This window comes from Rhodococcus sp. M8, assembly GCF_015654185.1.
GTDB classification, from domain to species: domain Bacteria; phylum Actinomycetota; class Actinomycetes; order Mycobacteriales; family Mycobacteriaceae; genus Rhodococcus; species Rhodococcus aetherivorans.
Map to the genome: position 1 here is coordinate 3,381,048 of NZ_CP064065.1, position 18,217 is coordinate 3,399,264.

An 18,217-nucleotide genomic window follows, 5' to 3' on the forward strand; every position below is an offset into this window, starting at 1 on the left:
AGACAGCCATGGACACCCCCGTACACGTCGAACAGTCCGACGGCGTGCAGATCATCACGATCAACCGGCCCGAGGTGCGTAACGCGATCAACACCGAGACCGCCGTCGCCGTCGCCGCCGCCCTCGACGAACTCGACGCCCGCGACGATCTCGTCGCCGGCGTGATCACCGGCGCCGGCAAGACTTTCTGCACCGGGATGGATCTGAAGGCCTTCCTCGCCGGCGAACGCCCCTCCGTCGAGGGTCGCGGCTTCGCGGGCATCACCGAGAAGTCCCCGGCCAAGCCGCTCGTCGCGGCGGTCGAGGGACACGCCGTGGCCGGCGGGTTCGAGATCGTGCTCGCCTGCGACCTCATCGTCGCCTCCGAGACAGCCGTCTTCGGCCTCCCCGAGGTCAAGCGCGGCCTGCTGGCCGGTGGCGGCGGACTCCTGCGGCTGCCGCGCCGCGTCCCGCACCAGCTCGCCGTCGAATGGTGCCTCACCGGTGAGTACTTCCCGGCGCAGACCGCGTACGAGGCGAAGCTGCTCAACCGCCTCGTGCCCGAGGGGCAGGCACTGACCGAGGCGATCGCCCTGGCGAAGACCATCGCGAAGAACGGCCCGCTCGCACTGCGCGCCACCAAGCAGATCATCGCGCAGGCCCGGGACTGGTCCAACGAGGAGGAGTTCGAGCGCATGCGTGAGATCTACGAGCCGGTGCGTTCCTCCGCCGACGCGAAGGAAGGCGCGCTGGCGTTCAAGGAGAAGCGCGAACCCGTCTGGCAGGGACGCTGACCCAGCGGTACGACGAGCGGGGCCCGGGAGGAATTCCCGGGCCCCGCTCGCATTCGTGTGCCGAAGGACCGAATGTCACACCGCTTCGATCTGATCGAAGCGGTGTGACATTCGGGCACAGGATGAATCAGGCCGACGGCTTGGCGACGACCACCTCACGGCTGCCGTCCCATTCGACGAGCACGCCCGGGGTACGCATGTCGTGACCCTCGAACGTGATCTCGCCCTGTGCACCGTCGAATCCTTCGGCGGTGACCTGCTCGAGACCACGCTGGATGTCCTCGCGGGACGCACCGCCGGAGGCCTTGATCGCGCGCGCCAGCAGCCACGCGGCGTCGTACCCCTCGGCCGCGTAGTTCAGCGGGTCCTCGTTGTACTTCGCCCGATACGCCGCGACGAACTCCTGGGACGACGCCGCCGGCTGGTCGAGTGTGAAGTTGGCGGTCCAGAACATGCCGGCGCCGTCAGCCCCCGCCGGGACGAGGTTCTTCGCGCCTGCACCGGTCTGGCCGAGCACCGGTCCCGTGTATCCGGCCTGGCGCAACTGCCGCATGGCCGTGGCGTTCTGGGCGCCGGTGAGGAGCATCGCCACGGCGTCGGGCCGTTCCCCGGCGATCTTCGTCGCCGAGGACGCGAAGTCCTGGGTGGTGTTCTGCACGGACGTGGTCGAGACGATCTGGTATCCGTGCTCGGCCTGCCCCTCGGGAAGGTTCTTCTCCGCCATCTCCGCGAGGGCCGGGTTGGCCGCGTTGAACAACACGCTGACCCGCTCGACGCCGAGGTCCTCGAGATGAGCCAGGGAGGTGCCGATGTGCGTGGTCTGCGGCGGGGTCGCCCGGAAGGTGTAGTCGCCGCCGAGCACACCGTCGCTGGCGGACTGCGTGTAGACGGTCGGCAGCTTCGCCCGGTCGACGAGCGGCGAGATCGCGATCGCCTGGGCACTGGAGATGCCGCCGAGCAGGGCGCTGACCGACCGGTCCGCGGTCGCTTCGGTCGCCTGACTCACAGCGGTCTGCGTGTCGCTGGCCGCATCGCGGCTCTCGAGCACGAGCTTCGACTCACCGAGGAACCCACTGCTGTTGACCTGTTCGACGGCGAGCTCGATACCCCGGAACTGGGGCAGGCCACCGAAGGCGGTCAGACCGGTCTTGTCGGTCACGGACACGATCTTGATCTCGCCGGGCATCTCGCCGGACCCCACGGTTCCGCCGCCGCCCGAGCCGCACGCGGTGGTCAGGGCGAGCCCGGCGACACCGGCCAACGCGGCGACGGCAATGCGCTTGTTCTTCATTCTCTTCCGTTCTCGGTTCAGTTGTCGGTTCCGGTGAGCGCGGCTTCACCGAGGAAGGCCAGCACCACGGACGAGTGGTTTCGCGCCTCGTCGACCGGTCCGGAGTACACGGATTCGCCGCGGTTGACGACGACGACGTCGTCCGCGATCTTCATGCCGGCCTCGGCGTTCTGTTCGACCATGAGGACGCCGATGCCACGGTCGGCGATGCTGCGCACGCTGGCCATGACCCGGTCGACCACGGCGGGGGCCAGACCCATCGACGGCTCGTCCATGAGAATGTACCCGGGCTGCGACATGAGGCTGCGGCCGAAGGCGAGCATCTGCTGCTCGCCGCCGCTGAGCAGGCCGGCGGGGCCGGACTGCCGCTCCTCGAGGATGGGGAACATCTCGAACACGGTCCGCATCGATTCCTCGCGGGCCTTCTTCGACGCCACCAGGCCCCCGATCTTGAGGTTCTCGTGGACGGTGAGCGAGCCGAACACCTTGCGGCCCTCGGGAACCAGCGAGATGCCCCGCTTGAGGATCTTGTGGGCGGGCCATCCCTTGATCGACTCGCCGTCCAGAAGCACGTCCCCGGAACTGGGCGTGGTCAGCCCCGCGACGGTGCGGAGGGTGGTGGTCTTGCCGGCGCCGTTGGCGCCGAGGACGAGCGTCACCCGGCCCGGCCGCGCGGTGACGGACACCCCGCGCACGGCACTGACCTTGCCGTAATCGACGTGCAGATCACGAATCTCGATCATCGTTGTCCTGCTTTCCGAGATAGGCCTCGCGCACCGCCGGATCACGCACCACGTCGGCGGGGGAACCGGAGGCGATGAGCTGTCCGGAGTTCATGGCGAAGAGGTGATCGCAGACGTCCACCATCATCTGCACGTCGTGTTCGACGATCAGCTGGGTGAGTCCTTCCGAACGCAGGTCGGACATGAGCCGGCCGATCTCCTCGCGTTCGAAGCGGTTCATGCCGGCGGTGGGTTCGTCGAGCAGCAGCAGCTTCGGGGACATCACGATGGCGCGGGCGATCTCCACCCGGCGCTGCAGGCCGTACGAGAGCTGGCCGGGGCGCAGCTTCTCCTTGCCGTCGAGCCCGGTGCGCTCGAGGGCGGTGCGCACGGCCGCCTCGGCGGCGTCGCGTTCGGTGCTGTCGACCCGTCGCCACCACCGTCGCGGTCCCGCGATCAGGTCGTGCCCGAGTTCGACGTTCTCGTGCACGGTGAGATCGTCGAGGAGACGGACGGTCTGGAAGGTGCGCCCGATGCCGAGCCGCGCCACCTGCTCGGGTTGGACGCCGGAGAAGTCCCGCCCCTCGAAGTGCATCGATCCGCGGGTCAGGGGCGTGAGCCGGGTGACGGCGCCGAGCAGGGTGCTCTTGCCCGACCCGTTGGGTCCGAGGATGCCGGAGATCAGGCCGCGCTCGAGGCCCAGGGTGATGCCGTCGACGGCCTTGATGCCGCCGAAGTGGACCGCGAGATCCTCGATGCGTAGCACCTGATCCGGAACCCGGCCGGGAACGCCCTCCTGGGGAGCGACTTCGGTGGTCATCGCGTTTCTCCTGTCGAGGCGGAGTGGGCACCGGTGCCCGCGAGTTCGGCGCCGAGTTCTGCGGCGGCCTCGTCGTCGGCCGCGTCGGCGAGACGTTCCGCGGCAGCCGCGTCCTCGAGGGCCGCGCTGTCGCGACGGGCGAGGCGGCGACGGTACAGGTCGGTGACGACGCCGGTGATGCCGCCGGGCATGAAGATCGCGGCGATGGCGACGATGATGCCGTAGACGATGCTCTGGTAGGTGCCCACCTGCTCCAGCATCACCGGAAGCCACGTGAAGATGAGGGCGCCGATGAGCACACCGAGCCAGGACCGGGAGCCACCGACGATGATGATCGTCAGCGCGAGCACGATCAACGGGAAGCCGATGTTCTCCGGGGCGATGGCCGTCATCATCAGGATGTTCAGGGCGCCTCCGAGCGCGCCGAGCACACCGCTGATCACGAAGGACATCCGGCGGTAGCGGGCGACGTTGATGCCCATGGCCGAGGCGAGTTCCGGGTCTTCGCGGACCGCCTCGATGCGCCGGCCCATGCGGCCGCGCTCGCTGAGGATCATCGCCGCGACGACGGCGGCACAGACGACGGCCAGGTGCGGGACGGAGATCTCCGGGGTGGTGAGAACGCCGAACAGGCCGACCGAGCCGCCGGTGAGCTCGCCGCCGTTGTGGGCGACGACGGTGACGATCATGACGAACGCGACGGTGGCCATGGCCAGGTACAGGCCGGCGAGGCGCTGCAGGATCAGCGAGAGCAGGTATCCGATGACCGCGCAGATCACGACGATGGCGGCGGTCGCGGAGATTGCGTCGAATCCGTAGTGCAGCACGAAGATTGCGGCGCCGTAGCTGCCCATGCCGTAGAAGGCGGCGCCGGCGAAGGAGAACACTCCCATCCGGAACTGGATCTGGATGCTCAGGGCGAGGAGCAGCACCGTGAACGTGCTCTGGATGAGGACGATGTTGGAGAAGTAGAAGTCGCTCATACCCGTCGCACCTCCTTCCTTCCGAAGATGCCCTGCGGCCGCAGCAGCAGAACCACGAGGATGAGGCCGAAGCCGACGGCGTCGACCCAGCCGCCGCCGGTGTAGCGGAGCACCAGGACCTCGGAGAACGCGAGCACCATCGCACCGAGCGCGGCGCCGCCGGTGCTGCCCACGCCGCCGAGGATGATGATGGCGAACGCCTTGATGAGGAGGGTCTCACCGCTCTCGGCGGTGATGGCGCCGAGGTTGTAGGTGAGCAGGGCACCGGCGAGGCCGGCGAGGCCGCCCGACACCGCCATCGTCAGCAGCGACAGCTGGCGCCGCTTGACGCCCATCAGTTCGGCGGTCTCCGAGTCCACGCCGATGGCCCGCAGGGCGAGCCCGTGGCTGGTGTTCTTGAGCCAGAAGGAGATCGCCAGCGTGAGGATCAGCGCGCAGCCGAGCACGATCAGGCCCGTGCTCGTCAGTCGCAGGTCGCCGACGGTGTAGACCGACGTCTCGTACGAGCTGCCCACGAAACCGAACGGCTCGCTCAGCGTGCGGAACTGCACGACGGCGACCGGGATGGTGCCGATTCCGATGCCGCCGATGAGGATCTGCAGTTCGGCGGTCCGCTGGTTCTTGGCCCGTCGCAGGATCGGCTGGAACGCGAAGACGTCGATGGCCGCCGAGAGCGCCGCCCCGACCACGACGGAGATCAGGCAGACCGTGACGAGCCCGAGACCGACGTTGGACACGATCTGGGAGGCCACGAACGCGGAGAACATGAAGATCCCGCCGTGGGCGAAGTTGAGGATGTCGATCGTTCCCCAGGAGATGCTCATTCCCAGGCAGAAGAGCAGGTAGATGGAGCCGAGCACGAGCGCGTCGATCACCAGCTGTGACATGACGCCTGCCTTCCTCCGGCCGGGATTCCCCGGCGGCGGTGCGATGTTCTTCCGGTCATTCGTCGAACTCCTTGGTGCACAGGTGCGGAGCGATCCGCACTACTTCGCCGATTCCTGGTCGTCGATCAGCACTTCTTCCGTGCCGTTCCATTCCACGAGCACGCCGTTGACGCGCATGTCGTTGCCTTCGAAGCGCACCGGGCCGAGCGCGCCGTCGAAGCCCTCGGCCACGACCTGCTCGAGGCCGCGCTGCAGGTCGTCGCGGGACGCACCGCCGGCGTTCTTGGCAGCGTGGGCGAGCATCCAGGTCGCGTCGTAGCCCTCGGCCGCGTAGTTGAGCGGATTCTCCCCGTTGTACTCGGCGCGGTACGCCTCGACGAACTGCTGCGAGGACTCGTCCTTCTGGTGGAAGCTGAAGTCGGTGGCCCAGTACATGCCCGCGCCCGCGGCACCGGCGGGTGCGAGGTTGCCCGCGCCGGCGGCGGGGTTGCCCACCACGGTGCCGGTGTAGCCGGCCTGGCGCAGCTGCGACATGGCCGTGGAGTTGCCGGCGCCGACGAGCAGGACGATGACCGCGTCGGGCTTCTCACCGGCGATCTTCGTTGCGGTGGTGCCGAAGTCCTGCGTGGTGGCCTGGACGGAGGTGCTCGACAGGATCCGGTAGCCGTACTTCTCCTGGCCCTCGGGGATGGTCTTCTCACCGAGTCCGGCGAGGGTGACGTTGCCCGCGTTGTAGAGCACGCTCACGGTCTTCACACCCTGCTGCTGCAGCCGCTCGAGCGCCTTGACGAAGTAGGTCTCCATCGGAGCCGTCGCGCGGTAGGTGTAGTCGCCGATGACGACGCCCTCGCTGCCGGACTGGGTGAAGATCGTCGGCAGCCCGGCCCGTTCCACGAGCGGGGCGATCGCGACGGCATGGGCGCTGAGCACCGGTCCGAGCAGGGCGCTGACACTCTTGTCGGTCAGCGTCTCGGTGGCCTGGCTGACCGCGGTCTGCGTATCGCTCGCCGAATCACGCTTCTGCAGAACGATCCTCGAGTCACCCAGGTAATTCTGCTCGTTGATCTCCTGGATCGCGAGTTCGATGCCCTTGAGCTGGCTGTTGCCGACGTACGCCGTGGTGCCGGTCTGGTCGGTCACGGAGACGACCTTGATCTCGGCCGGCAGGTCACCGTCGGCGACGGTGCCGTTTCCGCCGGAGCCGCAGGCGGCCGTGAACAGGACGCCGAACGCGCTCGCGGCTCCGAGCAGACGACGCCGGACTTTCCGGTCGACTCGAGACATGTGTGCACCTTCCGGTCGAATGATATGCATCATTAGTCGTGATGCCCGTCACAGTAGAGCCACGCCGACGAAATGTCCAGAGGCCGATCCGGATATGCGCAGGAATTATTTGCGGGCGGGGACGCGTACGGGGTCCACGGCGACGGCCGGCGTCCACCGACCCCGGCCCGCCCCCGCGACGGCCACACAGAAGAGGACAAAAATCGTTACCGCACCGGCGGATCCGTAGGAGTATCCCCACGCCGACGAGAAGGCGCCGGCCACCAGGATCATCACCGCCGCGAAGCCGTACGACGAACACGCGTACAGCGACGTGCTCCTCCCCTGCTCCACCGGCGTCATGCCGGCGGTGAGCAGGATGAGGCCCTGCGCGTATGCGAAGCCCTGCCCGATGCCCCACAGGAAGCTGCCGGCCAGTACCGGCCACAGCGTGCGGGCGACGAGGCCGGCGGCGACGAACACGCCACCACCGGCGAGCAGGAGCAGACACAGCTGGGGCCCCGGGGAACGGCCTGCGGCCCGGGCGAGGTAGGGGCCCAACCAGGCCGTGACGAGCAGGATGATGGCGGCGAGGACGCCGACCACCAGCAGCTCGGACCCGATCCCGTCGCGCAACGCCGACGGCAGCACGCCGACGGCGATGCCGCCGACCGTCCACCCGGCCGCACCCAATCCGTAGGCGGGCAACCTGTTCCGGTCGAACGCGGCGCCCGCGCCGGCCGGAACGGGCCCCGCCGGGCGCGGGGGCTCGGCGTGCCGGAGCGCGGAGAGCCGACGCCTGTTCCCCCACAGCGCGGCGGCGAGCAGCAGTCCCGAGAGCACGAGGGAGACGGCGTGCAGCCGGTAGATGAGAACGGTGGGCTCCGGCAGCAATTGGGCGACGGTGGCCGCGGCGATCAGGCCGAGGAACGAGCCGGCGATCGCGCCGGTCGCCGCCAGGGTGCGGCCCGCGTCGCCGCGCGCCGCCACGGCGAGCGTGGCGGCGGATCCGGTGGCGAGCCCGACACACGTTCCGGTCAGGGCACGGCCGACGAAGAGCAGCCAGACGGTGTCGGCGCCGGACCACAGGGCGACGTCGCCGAGGACCCCGACGACGAGCGCACCCGGCAGGACGGCCCACGCGAACCGTCCGAGCGCGCTCCTGCTCACGACCAGGAACATCGACACCAGGGCGACGAAGTACGTCACGAACAGGGCGGCCAGCACGAACGGGGACAGGCCCAGATGGTCCTCGTACAACGGCAGGATCGGGCCCGGAATGTTGGACCCGACGACGGCGAACGTGAATGCGGCCGCCACCGCGGCGCCCAGGAGCACCGGTCCCCGGCCGGGTCGCGGAGCCCGGACCGCGATCATGCCCGTACGGGCAGACTCTTCACGAGCGGTGGGTCGTAGTCGGTCTTTCCGATCTTGGAAGCGCCGCCCGGTGAGCCGATCTCGGCGAAGAAGTCGGCGTTGATCTGCGTGTACCCGGCGCGATCCTCGGGGACGTCGTCCTCGAAGAAGATCGCCTCCACGGGGCAGACGGGTTCGCAGGCGCCGCAGTCGACGCATTCCTCCGGGTTGATGTACATCATCCGGCCGCCCTCGTAGATGCAGTCCACCGGACACTCCTCGATGCACGCCTTGTCGAGGACGTCGACACAGGGCTCGGTGATGGTGTAGGTCACTGCGCACTCCTCCGATTCGATGACCGCGTGATTTAGGTCATAATCATATTCATTGATTGTCGGGTGTCAATGGGTGTCCGCTCCGAGTGCCTCGACGACCGGCCGGCGACGCACCACCGCGACCCCGGCACCGCAGACGCAGGCCAGGAAGAACCCGCAGAAGGCGTAAGTCGCCGGGCGCAAGCCGATTCCGTCCGCCAGGAATCCCAGCCCGAGGATCCCCGACCCGACGGTGGCGTATCCGGCGAGCCACACCATGGACACCACTTCGGCGGTCCGCCCCTCCGGCGCATACCCGCGCGCGAGGGTGAGCCCGGCGAGCTGTGCCAGGCTCTGACCCAGGCCTGCCGCGATCGCGGCCACGACGATGACGGGCACCGAGGCGGCGCCGACGGCGACGGCGATGAGCACCGCAGCCAGCGCGGAAACCGAGAGCCCGACCACCGCGACCCGGTAGATGCTCATCCGGCGGACGAGGAACTGCGCCCCGGCCCCGGCCCCGAAGACCACGAACGACACCGCGCCGGCCAGGGTTCGCGTGTCGTTGCCGAGCAGGTCGGCGATCAACGCCGGGCCGAGGGAGATGAACAGCCCCGCCAGCGCGAAGGGGCTGCCGGCCACAGCCATGGACAGCAGCACGGTTCCCGCGATCTCGCGCGGGATGCTCGGCAGCTGCACCCAGCGACCGCCCACCCCGGCCGGACGACCGCCGACGGCGGTCAGCGGTATCGCGGCCGCCGCCAGCGGAACGATCAGCACCAGGAAGACCAGCCGTGTGGGCGCCGGCGCGACGTCGGCCAGCACCCCGGAGAGCAGCGGCCCCACGGCCGACCCGGCGACGGGTGCCGCGCTCGCGTACAGCGCGGCACGCGCTCCGCGGCCGGGGCCGAACGCGTCGGCGATCGCCGCCGACCCCGCCGCGCCGAACGCCCCGGATGCGAGGCCGATGAAGAACCGCCCCGCCTCCAGCCACAGGGGCGTGCGGGCCGTCGCGAACACGAGGCAGGCCACGATCGCGAGACCCAGGGCGGGCAGCAGGACGGCCCGACGTCCGAATCGGTCCGAAGCGCGGCCACCGAACACCAGCGCCACGACCGACCCGACTATGTAACTGACGAAGATCAGGCTGACCGTGCTGGGTGGAAAACCCATCTCGCGCTGCCAGACCACATACAGCGGAGCCGGGGCATTACTCGCCGCGAACACGAGGAACACCGACAGTGCGATCCACGACGGCCGAGCCACCCGGCGCCTTTCCAGAACCTCGACCGACACCCGGCCTCCCTATTGATATGAATGATTAGCCCCTATAGAGAGTGGCACATTCCCGGCGCCCGTGGAGCGAATTGCCGGACCGTACGATGGCGGACTCCCGAGAGAAAGGTGCCGACCGTGGACCCTGAGGCCGATCCGTCCACGCCACTCGAGTCCTTCTGGTCGGCGGTCCGCGCCGGATGGCACGCCGTCTCCGCGGTGAGCGAGCCCGCGCCGCCCCTGCTCGTCGCCCTCACCGCCACCGTCGCGCTGGTGCTGGTGACGGTGCGCCCGCTGTGGCTGGTGACGCGGCATGTGATCACCCAGGCACACGAGGGCTCGCACGCGCTCGTCGCACGGCTCGTGGGCCGGCAGCTGGCGGGCATCCGCCTGCACAGCGACACCTCGGGCGTGACCGTGTCCTCCGGCAACCCACGCGGGCCGGGCATGATCGCCACCGCGTTCGCCGGGTACACCGGCCCGGCCGTGCTCGGGTTCGTGGCCGCGACCCTGCTCACCGTCGACCGGCCCGCAGCGGTGCTGTGGTCCGTGCTGGCCGCGCTCGCCCTGCTGATCCTGTTGATCCGCAACTTCTTCGGATTCGTCTCGGTGCTGGCGGCCGGCGCGGTGATCGGGACCGCCGCCTACTACGGCGACGAGCTGGTGCGCTACACCGTCGCGTACCTGACCACCTGGGTGCTGCTGTTCGGCGCCACCCGGCCGGTGCTCGAACTGGCGCGCACCCACCGGCGCGGCCGCGGGCAGGGCTCCGACGCGGATCAGCTGCGGTGGCTCACCCGGGTGCCGACGGCGGTATGGATCGTGGCGTTCGCGGTCGTCACGCTCGGTACCGCGGCGTACGGCACCGCACGCATCGTCGCGACGCAGGTGCCCTGATCACGGCTCGAGCGCGATCGCCACGGCCCGCACCGGGGCGCCGTCCGCGTCCCGCAGCCGCAGCGGAAGAAGACTGATCAGCGGATCGGGAAAGTCGACGAGTTCGAGGTTGCACAGGTTCTCGCACACGATGCCGCCGGCCTCGGCGACGAGGCGATGCGCGGGATAGTCACTGCCGAGGGCGGAATCGATGCTCGGGGCGTCGAGGCCGATGGTGCGCACGCCCCGCCCGAGCAGCCACCGGCACGCGTCCTCCGACAGATAGGGGTGCTCGAAGTAGGCATCGGTGCCGTAGTGCTCGGCCCACCCGGTATGCAGGAGGACGATGTCGCCGGGGCCCGGGTCCGGCCCGCCGGCCACCCCGTCGACGACGTGCCGCCGCGTCACCGCGGTGCGCGGCGGCAGGCCCCGCACGTCCAGGACGATCCCGCGACCCACGAAATGTTCGAGCGGCACCCGGTCGATCGGCGCGGCCCCGGCGCGCATGTGCAGCGGGGCGTCGACGTGCGTTCCGGTCTGCGAGCCGATCTCCACCCGCAGCAGGTTGTACCCGTCGCGCTCGAGCGTCGCGTGCGGCGTGAGCACCGGCACGGGATCGCCCGGGTAGACCTGGGTGTCGCCGGAGACGGTGCGGCTCAGGTCGACGATCCGGCGCACGCGCATGCGCCGATGCTAACGGGTGACCCGCGATCCGCGGCGTCACGCAGCCCCGCCGCGCGGGGCTCACTCAGCGCGCCGGCGCTGCCGTGAGGTGATGCCGGTCGGCGCGGTCGATCGTCGCGGCCGCGACGAGCACGCCGACCACCACACCGACGAGGGTGTCGGCGATCCGGCTCAGCGCGATCTCCGGCCCGACGGACGCCCCGAGACCGGTGAGGAGCAGCGCCATCGCGGTCACCGCGACGGAGGTCGCTGCGTAGTTCTTCATCACGTACAGTTCCGCCACCGTCTGCAGGACGACGATGGCCAGCGCGTACGGCCAGTAGTCGAGGGACAGCGCGAGCAGCGCGGCGGCGAGCACCGCGCCTGCGACGTTGCCGAGCAACCGCTGGATGGCGCGCTGCACGGTGTTCCGGTAGTTGGCCCCCTGCAACGCGGCCATCGCGCCCATCGTCGCCCACAGCGGGTGCTGCAGACCGGCGGCCTCGGCGAACCAGCCCGCGATCAGCGCGGCGAGCAGCACCCGGCCCACGCCGACGAGAAGCGCGCGATCGCGCAACCGCGCGAATCCCTCTCGCGCGAACCCGGCGGGCCGCGCGAGGACCGGCGCCCCCGCCGCATCAACGCGAGGAATCGCGATGTCGCGCCGCACCTTTCGCAGCTCGGCCTCGAACAGGGCGAATTCGGCGACGCGATCGGCCGCGACGCCGGATGCGGCCCCGTCGACGACCGTCTCGGCCGCGTCGAGCAGCGCGAGCAGTTCGTGGGTGTGCCGGTCGGTCCGGCTGGAGCCGAGTGCGAGAACCTCGTGGGCGCGGCCGATCGCCGCCCGGGCGCCCGGCACGGCCCGTTCGCCGTCGCGTTCGATCGCCGCGACTGCCGCCAGGGCCCGGGCCACGGCGAGCCGGGCGGGACCGTGCGGGTGATGCAGCGCGGGCAGCATCGCGACGGCCCAGCCGACGAGCGCGCCGAGGGCCGTCGCGACGACCACGTCGCGCACGTCTACGGCGGTGCGGGCGAATCCGGCGGCACCGGCCGCGGCGAAGATGAGGATCACCGGGCCGGGGCCGGACAGCCGGAAGGCGCCGAGGATCCAGAAGGCGATCGCGGCCGCGACGGAGAGCACCGCGATCTGCGTCCACATGGCCGCACCGGTGGTCCCCACGGCGGCACCGAGTGCGGCGTACCCGACCACCCCGAGGCCGACCACCGCGATCTTGCCGGCCTGCTGCGAGTAGGGCTCGTGCCGGCCGAACGCCGAGGCGAGTGCACCGAGTGCGGCGAAGCCGGCCGGATGCGGCAGATCCAGCAGCCCTCCCGCGACAAGGACTACGAGAACTGCCGCCCCGACGCGCAGCGCCGGAGCGCGCGTGGCGTCCGCACTGCGGAACTCGAGCGACTCGCGCCACGCCGTCGGCGAGAGGGAGTGTGCGAGGGCGATCCGCGAGTGACGGAGGCGGCTGCGGTCCGGGACAGAGGTAGCGAGGGGCACTCCCCCAGCGTATATACTTCACATATAAATTAAATATAAATCGATTGTGAGACTCATCGCTAGAATGGGCCCATGACGGACGCCACCCAGCCCGAGGACTTCGTCGACCGCGTGCGGGTCGGCTGGGCCGAGACGTACCCCGACATCGACACGCGACCCATCGACGTCGTCGGCCGCATCACGCGGATCAGCTCCCTGGTGCTCGCCCAACTGGACCGCGAACTCGTCCCCAGCGGCGTCACGCGCCCCGAATTCGAGGTGCTGTGCGCCCTCGCCCGCAGCGAATCACCGCTGCGCGCCAGCGAAGTCACCTCCGTCACCGGACTGAGCGGCGCTTCCACCACCAAGCACGCGGACCGCCTCGTCGGGCTCGGCCTCGTCGAACGTCAGCGCTTCGAGCGGGACGGTCGCGTGGTCCTGCTCGCACTCACCGATGCGGGGCGAGCCGTGGTCGACACCGAGTTCCCGCGCCGCCTCACCCGGGAACGCCACCTGCTCGACGGATTCACCGACGGCGAACTCGACACCCTCACCGCTCTGCTGCGGCGCCTCACCCGCGAGGTCGAGGCGCAGACCCGGCCCTGATCCGGGACGTCAGGGCAGCTCGATCGTCTCTGCGCGTTCGATCTCGCCCAGCGCGCGGCGCAGGTAGAGCTCGGGACCCGCCCGGCGTGCCGCGAGCAGATCCGCGAGCACGACCAGCCCCGCCCGCAGGTACTCGTCGGGGCTAGCCTTCGGCGCGGCGGGATCGGACACCCCGAGCGTGCCGGTGAGCACCGCGACCAGCGTGTCCGGCTGCAGTGACGGCAGCCACGTCGACGCCGTGCGCGCGCTGCGCTCCAGCACCGCCTGCACGTCCTCACCGGTCAGCCCGTCCGGATGCAACTCCTCGAGCAGTTCCCGCATCATCGTCGCGTGTACCCCGGCGACCTGCTCGTACGGCAACGCGGCGAGCTCGGCCACCGCGTCCTCCCACGCCGGCACCGACTGCGCCCGGGCCGCGGCGAGCGCGGTCGCGGTGTGATCCGCAACGTCGCGTGCGATCTCCGGCCACTGCGTTGGCCACACGATGTCCTCCTGGGGTTGCCGACGTGTCGGCGCCAGCCTGCCAGCCGGCACCGACATCCATGTCACACCCGGCGTTGCAGCTCGAGCGCGTCCCACGGCGCGTAGCCCTTGATGTCGTTGTCGAAGTACACGTACACGTCGCGCCCCTCGGAGCGCCAACCGCGGATCCGGGCCGCCCACTCGTCCAGCGCCTCGGGGGTGTAGCCGCTGGCGTACAGCTCGGTGTCGCCGTGCAACCGCACGTAGACGAAATCGGTGGTGGCCTCGGTGAGGAACGGGAAGCGGCCCGCGGTGTCCGCGACGACGAGGGCGACGTCGAGCCGGCGGAGCAGGGCGGCCGCCTCCTCGTCGGCGAAGCTGGGGTGGCGCACCTCGAGCGCGTACCGGATCGGCCGGTCCGCGTCGATCTCGGTCCACACCCGGTCCTCGCGCACCTTGTCCGTGTGCCGCGCCGCGAGCGCCGCGGCCTCGCGCGTCGACGCGGGCAGGCTCGTGAGAAATGCGCCGAGGCGCTCCGGCTCGAATGCCAGAGTGGGGGGCAGTTGCCACAGCACCGGTCCGAGCTTGGGACCGAGGGCGAGCACACCGGAGGCGAAGAAGTTGGCGAGGGCGTCGTCCACGTCGACGAGACGCTTCATGTGGGTGACGAACCGTCCGCCCTTGACGGCGAAGACGAACCCGTCCGGCGTCTCGTCGCGCCACCGTAGGAAGCTCGACGGCCGCTGCAGCGCGTAGAAGGTGCCGTTGATCTCGATGGAGCCGAACCGCTCCGCGGCGTACTCGAGTTCGCGCCGCTGCGGCAGGCCGGACGGATAGAAGTCGCCACGCCACGGGGCGTACCGCCAACCGGAGATCCCGATCCGCACCTGAGCCACCGCTACACGGTAACGCTCGTCACGACTGGGAATCGGATCGTCATTCGGCGGGCGCCGGGCGCGGCACGGGCCTACGCTGTGCCCGAACTACGAGACCGCATCCTAGGAGTGGCCGTGTCCGAGAGAGCTTTCACCGCAAACGATCAGTTCAGTCCCCTGTTCAAACAGATGTGGTGGTTGGTGCTGATCCGCGGCATCCTCGCCGTGTTGTTCGGCGTGGTCGCGCTGGTGTGGCCCGGGATCACCGTCTGGGCCCTGGTGGTGGTGTTCGGCATCTATGCCATCGTCGACGGCGTGGTGCTCGTCTACCACTCGATTCGTGACCGGGCCCGCCTCGACGGCTGGGGATGGTGGCTCGCGATGGGCTTGGTCTCCATCGCCGCCGGCATCGTCGCCCTCGTCTGGCCGGCGGCCACCGCGCTCGTGGTGCTGTACATCATCGCGTTCTATGCGATCCTCTTCGGCGTCACCGGCATCATCGGTGCGCTGAGCTTCCGGAAGGTACCGAACTCCGGGTGGGGATGGTCGCTGTTCGCCGGGATCCTCGCCGTCCTGCTCGGCGTCGTGCTGCTGATCTTCCCGGGCAGCGGCATCATCAGCCTGATCTGGTTGCTCGGCATCTACGCGATCCTCTTCGGCGTGCTGCTGATCGTCCTTTCCTTCCAGATCCGCAAGGTGGCCAAGGCGGCCGGGCTCGTGTGAGCCCGGCCGCCCGGGGCCGGCTCAGGCGACGTCCTTGAGCCGGCCCCACGCGTGCCAGCGGTCGATGTCGATCCAGGCACTCACCCGCGGCCGGTTGCGCACCCCGTACGGCTTGCCGGTGTAGTGCCGCGCGATCCGGTCGATGTCGGTCAGTTCCGGGTCGTCGGCGAACTCGGTGACCCGGCCCTGGATGCTCACGTGCGTCACCCAGTCCGTCGGGTCCATGGCGCTGAGACTGACCCGAGGATCGCGCCGCAGGTGCCCGAGGCGGGTGCGACCGGCGTCCATGTTGACCAGGATGCGGCCGTTCTCGAACAGATACCAGGTGGGCACCGACACCGGATGTCCGTCGGCGCGCAACGTACTGATCGTGGCGTAATTCGGCTGGGCCAGCATCTCGGCGACGGCCTGCGGCAGCGGGGCTTCGGGCACGGCGTGGTCCTTTCCTCGGCGGACGGTGGCGGATGTTCGATCACGAACCTACGCCGGTTCCGGCGGAAACCATCCCGCGACAGGGCCTCCGGGCCGACGATGGGAGGGTCCACGAGCCCGACCATGGAATGGTCCGACAGCCGAGGAGCTGAGAACATGCCGAAGTACCTGTGGCAGGTCACCTACACCCCGGAGGGCGCGCAGGGACTGCTCTCCGAGGGTGGTTCCGTCCGTAGTTCCGCCATCACCGAGATGGTCGAGAGCGTGGGCGGCAGCGTCGAGTCCGTGCACTTCGCACTCGGCGGGCACGACCTCTACGTCATCGGGGAGGTGCCCGACGACCTCGCCGTGGCCACGCTCGAGTTCCGCACCCGGGCGTCCGGCATCGCGCGTTCCGTGCCGATCCGGCTGCTCACCCCGCAGGAGATGGACGACGCGGTGCATCGCAACGCCGCGTACCGGACGCCCGGGCACTGAGCGGGCCGCTCCCCCCGAGCACTGAGCGGGCCGCTCCCCCGAGCACTGAGCGGGCCGCTCCCCCGAGCACTGAGCGGGCCGCTCCCCCCGAGCACCGAGCGGGCCGCTCCCCAAGCACCGGCGACGAACTCGAGGCACAGGTCTCCGGGTACTTCGCCGATCGCCCCGCCCGGCTCGGGGTGCCGTCGTTCCGGTCAGGCGACCGGGGTTGCGGCCACCGATCGGGCCGGAAGCAGTCCTGCCCGGCCGTGCGCGACGAACTCGGCCTCGTGGCGGTCCCGCGCGTCCTCGTCGAACGGAACGTACTCGCTGGTTCGTCCCACCCGGACCAGGACCGGATCGTCGGTGCGCCACGCCGCGGACCGCAACGGCGCCTTGTTCACCTTGTTGCTGCCTGTCAACGGGATTCGCTCGACGATCCGCACGAACCGCGGCCACCACTTGTCGCCCATGTCCGGTTGCGCAGCGAGAAACGAACCGAACTGTCGCCCGTCCAGGTGCGCGCCGGGCGACAGTTCGAGTACACACATGACCTGGTCGCCGGTGACCGGATCGGGCACCGCGAAGACCGGGGCGGACAGGACCGCCGGATGACGCTGCAGAATCCGTTCGATCGGTGCCGCGGAGAAGTTCTCGCTGTCGACCCGTAGCCAGTCGGAGGAGCGGCCGGCGAAGTAGAAGTACCCGTCGGCATCCCGGTATCCGAGATCCCCGGACCAGAAGTCGTCGCCCCGGACGCGGTCCGCCATCGCCCCCGGGTTCTTGTAGTAGCCCTCGAACATGCCGGCAGCCCCCACCGCGACGATCTGCCCCACCGCCTCGGGGTTCGTCAGCCGGCCGGTGGCGTCGAACCGGGCGCGTGGGCATTCGTGTCCGGTCGCCTCGTCCAGGATCCGGACGTCGGCGTCGCCGGCGGGCAGGCCCAGCGAGCCCGGCGGAGTCCCGGGCGTGCGGTTGATCCGGAACACTCCCTCACTGAGGCCGTAACCCTCGATCACCGTGCAGCCGAATCGCTCGGCGAAACGCGCGACGTCGGCCTCGGAGGCCTCGGTGCCGAACGCCAGTTCCAGTGTGCCCGTCCGGTCCCGGGGATCCTCGGGCCGGCTCAGCACGTAGGACAGGGCCCGGCCGACGTAGTTGACGAACGTCGCGCCGTACCGGTGGATGTCGTCCCCGAAACGCGAGGCGGAGAACTTGCGGACCATCGCCACCGTGGCCCCCACGCGCATCGCCGTGCCCAGGTTGAGCATGAGCGCATTGCCGTGGAACAAGGGCATGCACAGGTAGGCGACCGAGTCCCGGCGCATCTGTGTCCGGTCGACGAGAACGTCGATCAGCCGGCCGAGTCGCCCCTGGCCGACGACGACCGCCTTGGGCGCCCCGGTCGATCCCGAACTGAACAGCAGAAGGGCAAGTTGCTCAGGCGACGGTGTCGCGGCGGGCGGCTCCACGCCGCGGAACGGTGCGAGCAGTTCGGCGTAGGAGTCCGAGTCGACGTTCAGGATCCGCTCTTCCGCAAGGCCGTGCTCCTCACCGTGGACCAGGTGCGCGAGCCGGTTCTCGGTGACGAGGAGGTCGACGTCCGCGTGGGCGATGTCGTGAGCGATCTCGGGCCCGCCGCGGCTGGCGTTGATTCCGACTACGACGGCGCCGGCGAGCGCCCCGGCTCCTATCCAGAACACGAAATCGGGCACGTTGTCCAGCAGGACCCCGACGTGGCGTTGCCGACCGGCCGGGGCGGTCACGATCGCCTCGAGAGCGGCTGCTCTACAGGCACTTTCGGACACCACCTCGTCCCAGGTCCAGTCCCTCCCCTCGAAACGCAGTCCGACTTTCGGGTCGCCTCGCCGCGCGAGCAGCACGTCCGTGAATGTCTCCACCGTCCACCTCCGCTGTGTGCAGCATGCGGCGCCTGCCGTCCGGTTCGACG

The 18,217-nt window shown here is 69.9% G+C and carries 20 protein-coding genes; 5 read left to right on the forward strand and 15 right to left on the reverse strand.

The window, feature by feature from the left end; all coding sequences use genetic code 11:
* Nucleotides 1–8 precede the first annotated feature (8 nt).
* Nucleotides 9–773 carry a crotonase/enoyl-CoA hydratase family protein gene (locus tag ISO16_RS15260; protein WP_072636535.1) on the forward strand — a complete coding sequence of 255 codons (765 nt, stop codon included), beginning with the start codon at nucleotides 9–11 and terminating at the stop codon, nucleotides 771–773.
* A 127-nt stretch (nucleotides 774–900) separates the two neighbouring features.
* Here the strand turns inward: ISO16_RS15260 and ISO16_RS15265 are convergent, their stop codons facing one another.
* The 9 genes from ISO16_RS15265 to ISO16_RS15305 form a co-directional block, all read right to left on the reverse strand.
* Nucleotides 901–2,064 carry an ABC transporter substrate-binding protein gene (locus tag ISO16_RS15265; protein ID WP_029546563.1) on the reverse strand — a complete coding sequence of 388 codons (1,164 nt, stop codon included), beginning with the start codon at nucleotides 2,062–2,064 and terminating at the stop codon, nucleotides 901–903.
* Between the two features lie 17 nt (nucleotides 2,065–2,081).
* Nucleotides 2,082–2,807 (reverse strand): ABC transporter ATP-binding protein, encoded by a 726-nt coding sequence (locus ISO16_RS15270; RefSeq protein ID WP_006941656.1) that lies wholly within the window; start codon nucleotides 2,805–2,807, stop codon nucleotides 2,082–2,084.
* The gene (locus ISO16_RS15275; RefSeq protein ID WP_072636536.1) at nucleotides 2,791–3,606 is read right to left on the reverse strand and encodes an ABC transporter ATP-binding protein; all 816 of its coding nucleotides are present in this window, start codon (nucleotides 3,604–3,606) and stop codon (nucleotides 2,791–2,793) included. Before ISO16_RS15275 ends, ISO16_RS15270 begins: the two co-directional genes overlap by 17 nt.
* Nucleotides 3,603–4,589 (reverse strand): branched-chain amino acid ABC transporter permease, encoded by a 987-nt coding sequence (locus ISO16_RS15280; protein ID WP_006941659.1) that lies wholly within the window; start codon nucleotides 4,587–4,589, stop codon nucleotides 3,603–3,605. The genes ISO16_RS15275 and ISO16_RS15280 overlap by 4 nt, the downstream gene beginning before the upstream one ends.
* Nucleotides 4,586–5,476 carry a branched-chain amino acid ABC transporter permease gene (locus ISO16_RS15285; RefSeq protein ID WP_006941660.1) on the reverse strand — a complete coding sequence of 297 codons (891 nt, stop codon included), beginning with the start codon at nucleotides 5,474–5,476 and terminating at the stop codon, nucleotides 4,586–4,588. Before ISO16_RS15285 ends, ISO16_RS15280 begins: the two co-directional genes overlap by 4 nt.
* Nucleotides 5,477–5,575: 99 nt before the next feature.
* Nucleotides 5,576–6,760, reverse strand: coding sequence for an ABC transporter substrate-binding protein (locus tag ISO16_RS15290; protein ID WP_072636537.1), 1,185 nt, complete (start codon nucleotides 6,758–6,760; stop codon nucleotides 5,576–5,578).
* A 105-nt stretch (nucleotides 6,761–6,865) separates the two neighbouring features.
* Nucleotides 6,866–8,116 carry an MFS transporter gene (locus ISO16_RS15295; protein ID WP_044476231.1) on the reverse strand — a complete coding sequence of 417 codons (1,251 nt, stop codon included), beginning with the start codon at nucleotides 8,114–8,116 and terminating at the stop codon, nucleotides 6,866–6,868.
* Nucleotides 8,113–8,430, reverse strand: coding sequence for a ferredoxin (fdxA, locus tag ISO16_RS15300; protein ID WP_029546568.1), 318 nt, complete (start codon nucleotides 8,428–8,430; stop codon nucleotides 8,113–8,115). The genes ISO16_RS15295 and fdxA overlap by 4 nt, the downstream gene beginning before the upstream one ends.
* Nucleotides 8,431–8,496: 66 nt before the next feature.
* Complete coding sequence (locus ISO16_RS15305; RefSeq protein ID WP_230304360.1) at nucleotides 8,497–9,705, reverse strand: MFS transporter; 1,209 nt, start codon at nucleotides 9,703–9,705, stop codon at nucleotides 8,497–8,499.
* A gap of 117 nt (nucleotides 9,706–9,822) precedes the next feature.
* Between ISO16_RS15305 and ISO16_RS15310 the strand changes: the two genes are divergently transcribed.
* On the forward strand, nucleotides 9,823–10,581 hold the full coding sequence (locus ISO16_RS15310; RefSeq protein WP_072636611.1) for a M50 family metallopeptidase: 759 nt from the start codon (nucleotides 9,823–9,825) through the stop codon (nucleotides 10,579–10,581).
* Here the strand turns inward: ISO16_RS15310 and ISO16_RS15315 are convergent, their stop codons facing one another.
* Together ISO16_RS15315 and ISO16_RS15320 are read right to left on the reverse strand one after the other, a co-directional pair.
* Nucleotides 10,582–11,244, reverse strand: coding sequence for a cyclase family protein (locus ISO16_RS15315; protein WP_006941672.1), 663 nt, complete (start codon nucleotides 11,242–11,244; stop codon nucleotides 10,582–10,584). It lies immediately after the preceding gene.
* A 64-nt stretch (nucleotides 11,245–11,308) separates the two neighbouring features.
* A complete protein-coding gene (locus tag ISO16_RS15320; RefSeq protein ID WP_072636538.1) occupies nucleotides 11,309–12,733 on the reverse strand; it encodes an FUSC family protein in 1,425 nt (474 codons plus the stop codon).
* 72 nt (nucleotides 12,734–12,805) lie between these two features.
* On the opposite strand from ISO16_RS15320, the gene ISO16_RS15325 reads away from it, so the two are divergent.
* Nucleotides 12,806–13,318: a MarR family winged helix-turn-helix transcriptional regulator gene (locus tag ISO16_RS15325; RefSeq protein WP_006941674.1), complete on the forward strand. Its 513-nt coding sequence runs from the start codon at nucleotides 12,806–12,808 to the stop codon at nucleotides 13,316–13,318.
* A gap of 9 nt (nucleotides 13,319–13,327) precedes the next feature.
* Here ISO16_RS15325 and ISO16_RS15330 read toward each other — a convergent pair whose 3' ends face one another.
* Together ISO16_RS15330 and ISO16_RS15335 are read right to left on the reverse strand one after the other, a co-directional pair.
* Nucleotides 13,328–13,801 (reverse strand): hypothetical protein, encoded by a 474-nt coding sequence (locus ISO16_RS15330; protein WP_170913997.1) that lies wholly within the window; start codon nucleotides 13,799–13,801, stop codon nucleotides 13,328–13,330.
* 62 nt (nucleotides 13,802–13,863) lie between these two features.
* Entirely contained in the window at nucleotides 13,864–14,676 is an 813-nt protein-coding gene (locus ISO16_RS15335; RefSeq protein ID WP_029546575.1) for a DUF72 domain-containing protein, read from the reverse strand.
* A 108-nt stretch (nucleotides 14,677–14,784) separates the two neighbouring features.
* On the opposite strand from ISO16_RS15335, the gene ISO16_RS15340 reads away from it, so the two are divergent.
* Entirely contained in the window at nucleotides 14,785–15,378 is a 594-nt protein-coding gene (locus tag ISO16_RS15340) for an HdeD family acid-resistance protein (RefSeq protein ID WP_037201226.1), read from the forward strand.
* 21 nt (nucleotides 15,379–15,399) lie between these two features.
* Here ISO16_RS15340 and ISO16_RS15345 read toward each other — a convergent pair whose 3' ends face one another.
* Nucleotides 15,400–15,810: a PPOX class F420-dependent oxidoreductase gene (locus ISO16_RS15345; protein ID WP_006941679.1), complete on the reverse strand. Its 411-nt coding sequence runs from the start codon at nucleotides 15,808–15,810 to the stop codon at nucleotides 15,400–15,402.
* Between the two features lie 156 nt (nucleotides 15,811–15,966).
* Between ISO16_RS15345 and ISO16_RS15350 the strand changes: the two genes are divergently transcribed.
* Nucleotides 15,967–16,287: a GYD domain-containing protein gene (locus ISO16_RS15350; protein WP_006941680.1), complete on the forward strand. Its 321-nt coding sequence runs from the start codon at nucleotides 15,967–15,969 to the stop codon at nucleotides 16,285–16,287.
* 194 nt (nucleotides 16,288–16,481) lie between these two features.
* Here ISO16_RS15350 and ISO16_RS15355 read toward each other — a convergent pair whose 3' ends face one another.
* On the reverse strand, nucleotides 16,482–18,167 hold the full coding sequence (locus ISO16_RS15355; protein ID WP_072636540.1) for an AMP-binding protein: 1,686 nt from the start codon (nucleotides 18,165–18,167) through the stop codon (nucleotides 16,482–16,484).
* Between the last annotated feature and the right edge of the window lie 50 nt (nucleotides 18,168–18,217).

Excerpts from the sequence above, each read along its gene's own strand:
- ISO16_RS15260 (WP_072636535.1), top strand. The coding sequence starts at position 9 with ATGGACACCCCCGTACACGTCGAACAGTCCGACGGCGTGCAGATCATC.
- ISO16_RS15285 (WP_006941660.1), bottom strand. The coding sequence starts at position 5,476 with ATGTCACAGCTGGTGATCGACGCGCTCGTGCTCGGCTCCATCTACCTG.
- ISO16_RS15290 (WP_072636537.1), bottom strand. The coding sequence starts at position 6,760 with ATGTCTCGAGTCGACCGGAAAGTCCGGCGTCGTCTGCTCGGAGCCGCG.
- ISO16_RS15265 (WP_029546563.1), bottom strand. The coding sequence starts at position 2,064 with ATGAAGAACAAGCGCATTGCCGTCGCCGCGTTGGCCGGTGTCGCCGGG.
- ISO16_RS15295 (WP_044476231.1), bottom strand. The coding sequence starts at position 8,116 with ATGATCGCGGTCCGGGCTCCGCGACCCGGCCGGGGACCGGTGCTCCTG.
- ISO16_RS15275 (WP_072636536.1), bottom strand. The coding sequence starts at position 3,606 with ATGACCACCGAAGTCGCTCCCCAGGAGGGCGTTCCCGGCCGGGTTCCG.
- ISO16_RS15280 (WP_006941659.1), bottom strand. The coding sequence starts at position 4,589 with ATGAGCGACTTCTACTTCTCCAACATCGTCCTCATCCAGAGCACGTTC.
- ISO16_RS15315 (WP_006941672.1), bottom strand. The coding sequence starts at position 11,244 with ATGCGCGTGCGCCGGATCGTCGACCTGAGCCGCACCGTCTCCGGCGAC.
- ISO16_RS15350 (WP_006941680.1), top strand. The coding sequence starts at position 15,967 with ATGCCGAAGTACCTGTGGCAGGTCACCTACACCCCGGAGGGCGCGCAG.
- ISO16_RS15325 (WP_006941674.1), top strand. The coding sequence starts at position 12,806 with ATGACGGACGCCACCCAGCCCGAGGACTTCGTCGACCGCGTGCGGGTC.
- ISO16_RS15270 (WP_006941656.1), bottom strand. The coding sequence starts at position 2,807 with ATGATCGAGATTCGTGATCTGCACGTCGATTACGGCAAGGTCAGTGCC.